Annotated in this window: 15 protein-coding genes; 8 read left to right on the top strand and 7 right to left on the bottom strand. The window is 35.9% G+C overall.

Annotation, left to right across the window (positions count from 1 at the left end; translation table 11 throughout):
• The 8 genes from KAS42_04440 to KAS42_04475 form a co-directional block, all read left to right on the top strand.
• Window positions 1–584, top strand: a 584-nt coding sequence (locus KAS42_04440; GenBank protein ID MCK4905469.1) for a hypothetical protein, incomplete at its 5' end; no start/stop codon positions are given.
• A 7-nt stretch (window positions 585–591) separates the two neighbouring features.
• Window positions 592–753, top strand: a complete 162-nt coding sequence (locus KAS42_04445; protein ID MCK4905470.1) for an HAD family phosphatase — start codon at window positions 592–594, stop codon at window positions 751–753.
• 169 nt (window positions 754–922) lie between these two features.
• Window positions 923–1,471: an arginine decarboxylase, pyruvoyl-dependent gene (locus KAS42_04450; protein ID MCK4905471.1), complete on the top strand. Its 549-nt coding sequence runs from the start codon at window positions 923–925 to the stop codon at window positions 1,469–1,471.
• Window positions 1,472–1,571: 100 nt separating this feature from the next.
• Entirely contained in the window at window positions 1,572–2,510 is a 939-nt protein-coding gene (speB, locus tag KAS42_04455) for an agmatinase (protein MCK4905472.1), read from the top strand.
• Between the two features lie 73 nt (window positions 2,511–2,583).
• Window positions 2,584–3,840 (top strand): phosphomethylpyrimidine synthase ThiC, encoded by a 1,257-nt coding sequence (gene thiC, locus KAS42_04460; protein MCK4905473.1) that lies wholly within the window; start codon window positions 2,584–2,586, stop codon window positions 3,838–3,840.
• A 9-nt stretch (window positions 3,841–3,849) separates the two neighbouring features.
• Window positions 3,850–4,350 carry a peptide deformylase gene (def, locus tag KAS42_04465; GenBank protein ID MCK4905474.1) on the top strand — a complete coding sequence of 167 codons (501 nt, stop codon included), beginning with the start codon at window positions 3,850–3,852 and terminating at the stop codon, window positions 4,348–4,350.
• Entirely contained in the window at window positions 4,350–4,814 is a 465-nt protein-coding gene (locus tag KAS42_04470; protein ID MCK4905475.1) for a hypothetical protein, read from the top strand. The genes def and KAS42_04470 overlap by 1 nt, the downstream gene beginning before the upstream one ends.
• A 56-nt stretch (window positions 4,815–4,870) precedes the next feature.
• Entirely contained in the window at window positions 4,871–5,233 is a 363-nt protein-coding gene (locus KAS42_04475; GenBank protein ID MCK4905476.1) for a hypothetical protein, read from the top strand.
• A 96-nt stretch (window positions 5,234–5,329) separates the two neighbouring features.
• Here KAS42_04475 and KAS42_04480 read toward each other — a convergent pair whose 3' ends face one another.
• The 7 genes from KAS42_04480 to infB all read right to left on the bottom strand — a co-directional run.
• The gene (locus KAS42_04480; GenBank protein MCK4905477.1) at window positions 5,330–5,992 is read right to left on the bottom strand and encodes a stage 0 sporulation protein; all 663 of its coding nucleotides are present in this window, start codon (window positions 5,990–5,992) and stop codon (window positions 5,330–5,332) included.
• An 84-nt stretch (window positions 5,993–6,076) separates the two neighbouring features.
• A complete protein-coding gene (gene holB, locus KAS42_04485) occupies window positions 6,077–7,201 on the bottom strand; it encodes a DNA polymerase III subunit delta' (GenBank protein ID MCK4905478.1) in 1,125 nt (374 codons plus the stop codon).
• Window positions 7,202–7,430: 229 nt separating this feature from the next.
• A complete protein-coding gene (locus KAS42_04490; protein ID MCK4905479.1) occupies window positions 7,431–8,003 on the bottom strand; it encodes a hypothetical protein in 573 nt (190 codons plus the stop codon).
• Window positions 8,004–8,018: 15 nt separating this feature from the next.
• The gene (gene tmk / locus KAS42_04495; protein MCK4905480.1) at window positions 8,019–8,654 is read right to left on the bottom strand and encodes a dTMP kinase; all 636 of its coding nucleotides are present in this window, start codon (window positions 8,652–8,654) and stop codon (window positions 8,019–8,021) included.
• Window positions 8,651–9,814, bottom strand: coding sequence for a tetraacyldisaccharide 4'-kinase (gene lpxK, locus KAS42_04500; protein MCK4905481.1), 1,164 nt, complete (start codon window positions 9,812–9,814; stop codon window positions 8,651–8,653). Before lpxK ends, tmk begins: the two co-directional genes overlap by 4 nt.
• A 65-nt stretch (window positions 9,815–9,879) precedes the next feature.
• Window positions 9,880–10,245 (bottom strand): 30S ribosome-binding factor RbfA, encoded by a 366-nt coding sequence (gene rbfA / locus KAS42_04505; GenBank protein MCK4905482.1) that lies wholly within the window; start codon window positions 10,243–10,245, stop codon window positions 9,880–9,882.
• Between the two features lie 148 nt (window positions 10,246–10,393).
• Window positions 10,394–11,974: translation initiation factor IF-2 (infB, locus tag KAS42_04510; GenBank protein ID MCK4905483.1), on the bottom strand; the 1,581-nt coding region annotated here is incomplete at its 5' end.

The following is an 11,974-nucleotide window of genomic DNA, read 5'->3' on the forward strand; positions in this document are numbered from 1 at the left end:
AAAAGAAATTAAGTATAGCTTTTCAACATAAGCAGTATATGTTCCGAAAGAAAGCATTCACTCTTTTAGGAGCCGCATTCCATGTATATGATGAAAGCGGAAATGTTGTGTTCTATTCCCGACAAAAAGCTTTTAGGATAAGAGAAGATTTCAGAGTGTATTCAGACGAAACCATGACGCAGGAGCTATTGACTATAAAAACGCCTCATATACTTGATATTTGGGCTACTTACAACATAGAAGATTCGACTACAGGTGAAAAGGTGGGGAGTATAAAACGAAGAGCATTGAGGTCTATTATTAGGGACGAATGGATATTGTCTTCTGCCGATGGCAGGGAAATAGGCAAATTAATGGAAAAGAGTTTATTAGGCGCTCTTGCAAGTAGATTTATAAATTTAATTCCGCAGAAATATACGATAATAGCCGGAACACAAGAAGTGGCAGAACTTAAACAGCATTTTAATCCCTTTATTTTGCGATACACTATGAACATAATAGTTCCACAATCTTCTATTGACCCCAGATTATTAATAGCAACAGGAATATTATTGGCGGGGATAGAACAAAGACAGAAGAATTAATGCTAAGATGAAAAAAGGGGTTATCTGGGATATGGATGGTGTTTTAGCCGATACATCCCAGTTTCATTATCGGGCTTGGGAACAAATCTTTAAAGCAAGAGGTGTGAACCTTTCCTGGGAAGAGTTTACTCATTTCTTTGGTATGAGAGATGACAAAATTATTCCTTAATTTCTTGTGGGAACTTGCAATATAATGACGGATTAGTTATAAGTGTAATTAGTAAATAAAATTAATAACGATTGTAAAAAGTAATACTTGCCCCGTTAGAAGTCTATACCTTTGGTGTAGCAGTTACCTCTGGTAAACGGGGATTGAAAGGAGATTGTGAAAAATGAGTATTGTGGTGCCAGCGAAAATGTTTTTGACTAAAGGAGTAGGAATTCATAAAGATAAATTAGCATCGTTTGAGCTTTCTTTAAGAAATGCGGGTATAGAGAAATTCAACCTTGTTTTAGTATCCAGCATCTTACCGCCGAATTGCAAAATGATATCAAAAGACGAAGGGTTGACGTATCTAAAACCCGGACAAATAACTTATTGTGTGATGGCAAAAAACGAAACAAATGAGCCCAATAGATTGGTTTCTGCCGCAATCGGTGTTGCCATACCAAAAGGCGATAAAAGTTATGGGTATTTATCCGAACATCATGCCTTTGGAACAATAGCTCAGAAAACAGGCGATTATGCGGAAGATTTGGCAGCAACAATGTTAGCTACAACTTTGGGCATTCCCTTTGATTCTGATAAAGCGTGGGAAGAAAGGGAACAGATATATAAAGCAAGCGGACACATATTTAAAACAACACATATCTGCCAATCGGATGAAGGAAATAAAGACGGGCTGTGGACTACAGTAATATCGGCAGCTGTTTTCATACCTGACTAAAGAAAAATTTTTTAGTAGGACTCTTATCCTGTTACCTGCCTCGCTGGCAAGGCGGGGAAATTAGAAAAGCGGTGGGACCAACAAAACAAAATAAAGTATTATGTTGAAAGATAAAAATTCTAATGGGGCTTGCCCCATTAGAAGTCCGCGCCAAAGGTGCAACAGTCCCAATGTGACATCGGGACATACTTCTAACGGGGCTCATAATTTCGGCGGTCTGCCGGAAAAATATTCAAATTACGAGAAATCAAAAATAGTTATCCTGCCGGTTCCGTTCGATAAAACCACTACTTGGTTAAAAGGCTCGGATAAGGGACCAGAAGCGATTATTGAAGCTTCCCAAAATATGGAACTTTATGATATTGAGACTGATTCGCAGGTCTATAAAAGGGGAATATTTACTGAGAAAGCAGTTATCGCCAAAGATTCGGGTTCAATGCTTAATCAGACTTATAAAAAAGTCAGGAATTTTATAAAAGACAAAAAATTTGTGGTAACTGTGGGCGGAGAACACTCTATTTCAATGGCTCCGATTAAAGCGCACTTTGAATTTTCCCCCGATATGTCTATATTACATTTAGATGCGCATTCGGATAGAAGAAACGCATATGAAGGCAATAAATACAGTCATGCCAGTATCATAGCAAGAGTAAACGAATTGACCGATAAAGTTATTTCAGTGGGAATAAGAAGTATGGATTTTTCGGAAAAACAAAGCATCAAAAAAAATAAGATTTTTTATGCGCATGAAATTTTTAAATCCAAAGGATGGATTAAAAAAGTAGTAGCTAATCTTTCTAAAAATGTTTATATAACACTGGATTTAGATGTGTTTGACTCAAGCATAATGCCTTCCACAGGCACTCCCGAACCGGGCGGACTTAGTTGGGGACAGGTAATTGGTTTATTTCAAATGGTTTCAATTAAGCGAAATATAATAGGAGCCGATGTAGTTGAGTTGTGTCCTTCCACAAATAAAGCACCTGATTTTCTTGCCGCAAAACTGATTTATAAGCTGTTAAGTTATAAATTTTCATAGGGGTTTTTGTACTTCAAACCTCAATCTTATTTTATTGAAAATACCCCTGTATTGTGATACCATTTGCCCTGTTATGAAAACGCTAAAAAAGATATCTGAAATAGAAAAAATCGACTTGCAAATCCTTAAAGAGAGGTTTGAAAAGGGCGAAATCGTAATCTTGAAAAATAAGGTTCGCGATAATGTCATTGCGGTGGGTATAGGTAAGGGTTTAAAGACGAAAGTAAATGCAAATATCGGAACTTCCTCTGACAAAAACAATTTAGACTTTGAACTCGAAAAACTTCAAGTAGCAATAGAGGCAGGTACTGATACCGTAATGGACCTTTCGACTGCAGGGGATTTAGATTTAATAAGAAAAGAAATCTTAAAAAACTGTACTATTCCTCTTGGAACTGTTCCCATTTATCAAGCAGTGGTGGAAACCATAAAAGAAAAGGGCGGATTCGTGAAGATGGGGGAGGACAAAATCTTTGAAGTGATAGAAAAACACTTAAAAGACGGAGTCGATTTTGTCACGGTTCACTGTGGCGTTACGCAGAAGGTGCTTAAATGTTTAAAAGAGCAAGGCAGAGCACTGGATATTGTTTCCCGCGGTGGAGCCTTCCACGCTACATGGATGATTGCAAACAAAAAAGAAAACCCTTTGTATGAGAATTTCGACCGGCTTTTAAAATTAATGAAAAAATACGATGCGGTTCTTTCTCTGGGTGACGGATTAAGGCCGGGAAGTATAGCTGATTCTACAGATAGAGCCCAAATTCAGGAGCTTTTGACCCTTGGAGAACTTACTCAGAGAGCAAGAGCTGAAGGTGTCCAAGTCATGGTAGAAGGTCCTGGACATATGCCTTTAAACGAAATAGAAGCTAATGTCCTACTGGAAAAAAAGATTTGCCACAATGCTCCTTTTTATGTGCTTGGACCTCTTGTTACGGATATAGGTATGGGTTACGACCATATAACTGCTAGTATAGGCGCTGCCGTGGCATCCAGTTCCGGCGCTGATTTTATATGTTATGTTACTCCTTCTGAACATTTGAGACTGCCGACTCTGGATGATGTAAAATTGGGAGTAATCGGAGCGCGTATTGCCGCGCATGCGGGTGATATATCCAAAGAAGTAAAGGACGCAAGAGGGTGGGATAATGAGATGACTAAATACAGGAAAGATAGAAATTGGGAGCAACAGATATGTTTATCTATAGATCCTGCTACGTCAAAAAGAGTGAGGAGTGAGAGCAAACCTTCTTCGGAAGAAGATGTATGCACTATGTGCGGAGAGTTTTGTGCAATAAAAATAGTCGCAGATTGGTTGAAAAGCAATTCATGATTTAAAAAAATGGGAAATAAAACAGAGAATTTATCGATTAAGATATACGGAGAGGCTATATTAAGAGAAAAAGCTTCTGAACTTGACGGGATCAAAGAAGATGACCTTCGCATAATAGAAAAAATGGTCGATGTTATGGTTGCAAACGAAGGCATAGGTTTTGCTGCTCCTCAAATAGGTATAGGTAAGCAAATAATTGTAGTCAGAAGTGATGAAGATATAATAAAGTTAATTAACCCTGTAATTCTTAAAAAAGAGGGAGAAGAAGAAGCAAAAGAAGGTTGTCTATCTTTACCCGATATCTATGTTGACGTAAAAAGAGCTGTCTATATTTCGGTAAAGGGTATGAATGAGAGGTGGGAACCTGTTATAATTGAGGCTGAAGGGCTAACAGCTAGAATTCTACAGCATGAAATTGACCATTTGAATGGTGTATTAATAATAGATTACACTTCGCCTGTAAGTGAAGTGTTAGTAAAACAACAGTTGAAAAAATTAAGGAGGTTATAATGAAGGAAGAGTCAATGGAAGAATTAAAAAAACAGATTCAAATCGTAAAGAAAGAAGTTCAGAAAATCAAAAAAGAAAAGACAGTTACAGACGAAGCTAAAAAAGCTTTACGGAAGATGAAGAAACAGCTCAAGAAAATGCGCAGAAAATGGAAAAAAATAGTTGCCAAAAAACAAAGAATGGATGCAATCTTAGCAGGTGGGCAGGCAAAGAAGAGAAAAGACAAGAAAGCTAAACCTGTGAAAGAAGAGAAGAAAGCCGAGCCTGTAAAAGAAGAAGTCAAAGCCGAACCTGTGAAAGAAGAGAAGAAAGCCGAGCCTGTAAAGGAAGAAGTCAAAGCCGAACCTGCGAAAGAAGAGAAGAAAGTCGAGCCTGTAAAGGAAGAAGTCAAAGCCGAATCTGTGAAAGAAGAGAAGAAAGTCGAGCCTGTAAAGGAAGAAGTCAAAGCTGAAGATAAAAAGTAGAAAAATATTCGTAGGGTTATGAAATTTAAAAGATAGGGGAGGTGAGCAATCCGAAGATGAAAGCAAAAATAAGACTTAAAGTAGATGAAGGAAGTTCTGGGGCAACTACATATCGCAGAATAATTATAGGAGAAATAAAACCTTTTCCTTCTGAAGGGTTTTTGCCCGATTCTATAAAAGAAAACTGTTTCTTTGTAGAAGGAAAGAATTTTTATGTTGACCAACCAAAGGAAATAGCCGAAACCGTTCAGGAAGAATCTAAAGGAATGCTTGTTCCCATAAAAGAGGTAAGGTCAATTACGCTTTTACCGGATGATTTTGACTTTGAAAATATCAAATATGAAATAAAAGGCAGTCGATTGATATGTAGAGCCACAAAACAAGCAGTACCTTTAAAGGAAGAAGGGGCTGTAATCTAACATAATTACATAATATCCTTTTCAGGAAGTTTTTGGGTTTTAGATAAGCGAAGTCTTGTCCCGAATTCCTACTCTATGTGGGAGTTCGGGATTCTTTTATTTGGTGGTTTTATTTTTCTTTTCCCGATAGAAGGATAGTTCGTATCTCAAACAACAAAGTAGTTTACCGCACATGCCGCCAAGTTTTGAAGAATCTAAAGGCAGTTCCTGCTCTTTGGCCATCTTCATTGTTACAGGTTCAAAATTTTTAAGGAAGCTTTGGCAACATAACAATCTTCCACATGGACCATATCCTCCAATTCTTTTGCTTTTTTCTCTATCTCCTATCTGTCTAAGCTCAATGCGGCATTTAAAAGCTCGTGCTAAATCTTTCACTAAAGCGGCAAAATCCACTCTTTCTTGAGAAGTAAAATAAAAAGTGATTTTTTTTGCGGAAAAGTGGGATTCTATGCCTACCAATTTCATGGGGAGTTTATATTTTTGAATTCTGTTTTGAAAGACCGAAATGGCATGTCTTTCTTTCCTTATGCCCGTTTCCATCTTTCTGATATCGTCTTTTGTAGCTTCTCTTAAAATAGGCTTGACTTTGCTTGCTATTTTGCTGTCTGTAATCTCTGAAACTGCATCTACTTTGCCAACCGTAAGCCCGTCTTTTGTTTCAGCAACACACATCTGTCCGAGATGATGTTGAGACAAAGAAGACCTGAACCAGCTATTGCCTTCTTCTTTATCAAATTTTAAATGCACTAATTTCAACATTCTCTGACTCCGTTTTTGTTAAACTCAATTATCTCAATTATATAGTATCCTGCGAAAAAAAACTAAAAAATAAAAATTAACATCTTATTTTTCGCCACAAAACAAATTGATACATAAAACCTGAAAAATTAGTTGTAAGTTTGCCCCTGAATCCAAAAGGGTGTTGCTGTTTTCAATCTGTTTTATTGCATTATTCAAATACGAATGCGAGAAATTTACGGTTTTCTGCTTAAGGGAATTTTCCTTGTCTAGATTTATTATAAATCCTGCTTCGCAACTTATAGAAAAAATATCCGCATAAAAACTTTTTATAACGGAAAAAATTATCTTTATCAACTCTTTTTTTAATTCTTCCGTCTCCGCTTGCTTAAAAGCTTTAATATTTTTTATTTGCGCAGAAGACAAATTTTCCTTAAATTCATTTATGCTATCCTGTTTTTCTTTTTTTACCTTATCGGTAAAACTTGACACCATTTCCATCATAGAATTAGCTATCTTTAAAGGCGCAGTATAATCTCGTTTTTCTTTTGAGAATAAATTTATGAAAACATCAAAAATTTCGTCTCTTAAGTTCCAAAGAGCTGCTTCTATCCATAACTGTATCCATTTTGTCTTGCCGGAACAAACAAAATACAACATATGAGCTTGATTTTCTTCCAGATTAAATTTCTTCTTTAATATATTTATCCCTTCCTTAGGATTTAGGGCAAGAAATTTAATCTTTTGACAACGGGATACAATGGTAGGCAGAATTTTATCCGGGAAAGCGGTTAATAAAATTATAATAACATTCTTTGGCGGTTCTTCCAGTGTTTTCAAAAAACAATTCCCCGCTTCTTTTGTTAGTTTCTCAGGTCTTTCTATTAAAGCAACCTTATATCTTACTTCAAGAGATTTAAGTTGAGCAAAATGTTCTAATTGTCTTATTGCATTTATCCCGATTACTTGTTTGGCTCCGGACGCAGAAACCCACATCACGTCGGGATGGATATTTTTGAGAGTTTTCTTGCAGGAAGAGCAATTATCACAGGCCTCGTCGTTTTTTTTATCAAGACAATTTAAGACTTTTACGAACTCCAAAGCAGTATCTTTTTTCCCGCAGCCTTCAGGTCCGAAGAAAAGATAAGAATGATGAACCTTGTTCTCTTTTATTGCGGACTTCAAGACTTTTTTGGCTATTTCCTGATTAACAATATCGTTGAAAGACATGGTTTTAAATAAAATTACCCCTAGAAATTCGGAGAATTTCAGGGACCAAGTCCTCGGAATCTTTTTAAGATTCCAGAGGGAAAATTAAATATCAAAAATCAAATATACAAATAAAAGTTCAAAAATAGACTAAAGACCGTAGACCAAAGACTACAGACTTTAAAAATAAAAAGTTAAAACTACTCTCCACTAAATCTTGGAGGACAGGCAATTCAAAATTCAAAAATTTTCAAAGAATTTCTTTTATTAGCTTGATTGTTGTAATTAGAGATGTAATTGCTAAATAAAGGATTAACCCTAAAGATGCTATGTCAGCATGAATTTTTATTAAAGTAGGAGTAATTATCAGAAAGATTAAGGCAAGGGCTGTTATTACGACAATCTTCTTAACAAAATCTACAATTTGTTTTTTGATATTTTTTTCTTCGTCAAACAACTTTTCAAGTTGCGGGAGACCCAATTTAATTTCACTACCTACTTTATTGCCTTCTTCTTTTAAGATTTTATTCCCCTCACATAGTATATCCTCTGGTAAATAGGTTGAAGCTGGCATACCTCTAAAATAAATTATCGGTTTCCTGAGACTCAAAGCAATGATATCACTCTTATTATTAATAATCTGCAGTCTGAAAACAGCTACCATTCCTAAAAGAGCTCCAAGCGCTACGAAACTTTGCATTACAGTGCTAAATGTCCAAAATAGATGTTCTTGAGATAGAGTAATGTTTATCGTATAACAGATAAACCAGATGATTATTAACAATAAGAGCTTCCACCAGTAACTTTTAATAAAATTTTTCATTTTTGATTTGTCATTTTACATTTTACATTTTGACTTTTGAATTTTTTTATCTACTGTTTCTCTGATTTTCTTCTGAATATCTACAATTTTATCATCTACATTAATTACTTTGACTCTATTCGGATTTTTCTTGGCAATTTCAAGGTATCCTTTTCTTACTTTTTTATGAAAAGATTTATCTTCCACCTCTATTCTATCCTCGCCTTTTGATTTAAATCCTAAATGTTTATCTGTATCCAAAACAAAAGTGAGATTAGGTAATGCCCGCTTACCTATAACTACATTATTTAATTTGCAAATAAGTTCTATATCCATTCCTCTTCCGTATCCTTGATAAGCAACAGTAGAATCCGTAAAACGATCACAGATTATGATTTTGTTTTGCCCTAAGGCAGGCTCAATAACCTTAGTAATAAGTTCTCTGCGGGAAGCAAGGAAAAGGAATAGTTCGGTTAAAGAAGATATTCCGCTTTTTTCTTCAAGCAGTATCTTGCGCAATTTTTCTCCTGTTTTTGTGCCGCCGGGTTCTCTAATCACAAGAACACTAAATCCTTTATCTTCAAGATAATTTTTAAGCAGATTTACATGCGTGGATTTGCCGCAACCCTCTCCTCCTTCGAAAGTAATCAATATCCCTTTTTTAAGTTTCATATTTTATATTTCTCCAAAACTTTGCTAATCATATCATCAATAACTTCTTCTGATTTAATTATTTTAAAATTTATAATTAAATATAAAACAGGGATTGAAAATTTAGGCCCTTTTGGAAATCTAACGCAATCCTTTTCAGTGGTTATAATAAAATCAATATTTTCTTTTGTGGCAAGAGAAGACACCCATTTGATATCTTCGGGTTTATAAGGGTAATGGTCAGGGAAGCGCACTTTTTTAACGGGATTAAGCCTTAATTTTTTAAGAGATTCTTCAAAAGAGAGCGGATCAGCTAAAGAAGCAAGCGATAAAAACCGTTTATTTAGAAGTTCTTCGGCTTGATATTTTTTATCTGAGATATAATCCTGGAAATATAGCGGTTCATGAATGCTTTCTAAAATCGGAATTCTTGGAGCTTTTTGAGATAGCACAGAATACACGTTTTTTGAATTTTCGCATTCATCAGACGATATAACGCACTCATCGGCATGAGTCAAAATTATTAAGTCTGCTCTTTTAATGGAGTTAATTGGTTCTCTTAGGAAACCTGCAGGGAAAACAGAACCGTTGCTGAAAGGGTTTGTTTTGTTTATAAGAAGAATTTCTAAGTCCTTGTCAATATGCGGATATTGGAAGCCGTCGTCCATTATAAATACGTCGCATTCTCGTTTTTTTTCGGCGTCTAAAAAACTTTTTGCTCTATTACGGGAAATAAAAATGGGAATTGACGGAAAGTGTTTTGACAAAAGATATGGTTCATCTCCGATGTCTTTGACAGCGATATCTTCTTTGGTTTGGGAAAAAACAATTTTTTTACTGTCTTTATTTTCTCTTGCGTATCCTTTGGTCAGTAATCCGACTCTCCTTTTTTTCTCCAAAAATTTTTTAATAAGAAATTCCACGCAAGGAGTCTTTCCTGTTCCGCCTAATGTTAAATTGCCTACACTTATGACAGGAGCTTTTTGGGGCGCGTTTTTTCTTTTTATACAGCGATGCAAGAAAAATACGGCATAATAAATCGGCACCAAACACTTCAGAAAGAAAAACAATATATTATCTAATGCTTGCTTTCGGTCTTTATTTCCTGAATGCCAGAAATACCAATAAACTCTGCTTCCTTTTTCGATTATATTTATGTTATCAACTTTTTTGGGAGACATGCTATCTCATCATATTTTAATCAGAACGCAGCAAGCAGAGAGTATGGAAAATATATACTTGCTATTTAATTCTTGCTACTTTTTTCATCTTCATGGAAAGAATCTATAATCTTAAGAACATTCATTGTCTTTCCTATTTTTTCATCGTATGAAAACTTTATCTTTGGGACAAGACGTAAGTGAAGTCTTCTACCTACTTCCCCTTCAATGAAACCAGCTGCGCTTTCTAAACCTGCAAGGCTTTTGTCTCTATCGGATTGGCTGCCATAATGAGTTAAGTATACTTTAACCTCTTTTAAATCGTTGGATACATCCACAGCAACGATTGTTACAAAGCCTATCCTCGGGTCTTTTATTTCCTTTTGTTGAATCATACTGGAAATTTCTCTTCTTATAACTTCTGATATTCTGCTGGAGCGTCTGGTTTTCATTTTTATATATTTCCTCAGCGGAATAATCTATTATTCCCATCTTTGGATAAGATTTTACTATTTCTACGATATAAGACAATTCCTTCTCTGTGAATTTTTTAATTAGGGTTTAACAACTGAACAAATTGATGTTTGATTTCCGATGTGATTATTTTTTTTGTAATATGTATACTTCAATGATATCGCCCGGCTGAAAATCTTTGAAATCGGCAACGCTTAATCCGCATTCATATCCCTGCTTAACTTCTGCAACGCTGTCTTTAAACCTGCGCAGAGAATCTAATCTGCCTTTATAAAGCTCTTCACTATCTCTTAAAATGCGTATTTTTGCGCCTTTGACTACGATTCTACCTTCTGTTACCTGTGCTCCTGCAGCAACTTTGCCTTTTGAATTGGAGAAAACCTGTTTTATTTCTGCTTTGCCTATGAGAATTTCTTCAATCTTAGGGCTAAGCATTCCCTCCATAGCTTTCTTGATATCGTCTATCGCATCGTAAATAATATCATAAAGGCGTATTTCTACTCCTTTTTCTATGGCCATTTTTTGCACAGAGCCTTGAACTCCCAGATTGAAACCAATGATAATAGCATTGGAAGCCTCAGCAAGAAGCACATCGGAACTGTTTATACTGCCTACCCCTTGATTAATTATATTTAAATTCATTTCTTCATTGCTCAATCGTTCCAAAACTTTTTTCAACGCTTCATGAGAACCTTGAACATCACTCTTTACGATACATCGCAATTCGACTATCTTTTGTTTGCCCAACTGTTTCTGTAAGCCTTCAAGCGTGAAAACAGCTTTTTCTTTTGTTTTAGCGTTTTGTTGTTGATTGGTTTTCTTGCTAACAATTTCTCTGGCTTCTTTTTCACTTTTTACAACTTGGAAAGTATCTCCGGATATCGGAAGTGAAGAAAAGCCGGATAATTCTACTATTGAAGAAGGCAGTGCTTCGGTTAGATTCCGGCCATGGTCATCAACCATTGCCCTTACTTTGCCAAAGGTATTACCGGATGCAAAACAATTGCCGATTTTAAGAATTCCGGATTCTATCAATAAAGTCCCTACGGGTCCTCTGCCTTTATCCATTCTGTTTTCTATGACATATCCTTTAGCAGGGCCTTCTATATTGGAAAAAGTTTCTAACATCTCGTATTCTAAAAGTATTGTTTCCAATAGTTTGTCAATCCCCAAATTATTTAGGGCGGAAATATTTACAAATTGAGTTGTCCCTCCCATTTCGTCAGGAACAAGTCCTAATGATTGCAGTTGCATCTTTACTTTTTCCGGATTTACGGTTTTTTTGTCTATTTTATTTACAGCCACAACTATTGGTATTTGGGCGGTTTTTGCATGGTCAATAGCTTCTTTTGTTTGGGGTTGGACGCCGTCATCTGCGGCAACTACCAAAACGGCTATATCGGTTATTTGAGAACCGCGGGCTCTTAAGCTGGTAAAAGCTTCATGACCCGGAGTATCAAGGAAAATTATTTTATTTCCGTCTTCCAACTCGACGGTCGAAGCACCAATATGTTGTGTGATTTTGCCTTTTTCTTTATCCACTATATTTTTTTTGCTTATGGTATCCAATAACGTTGTTTTTCCGTGGTCAACATGACCCATAACAACAACTACTGGGGGGCGCCGTATTTTCTTGCCTTTCCCCAAGTGTTTCTTTTTTGGTTTTTCCTTATTCTCAGAATGGGGTTCAGCTTCGGTAATCTCTAT

It is taken from the genome of bacterium (assembly GCA_023135785.1).
GTDB lineage: Bacteria > CAIJMQ01 > CAIJMQ01 > CAIJMQ01 > CAIJMQ01 > CAZNJA01.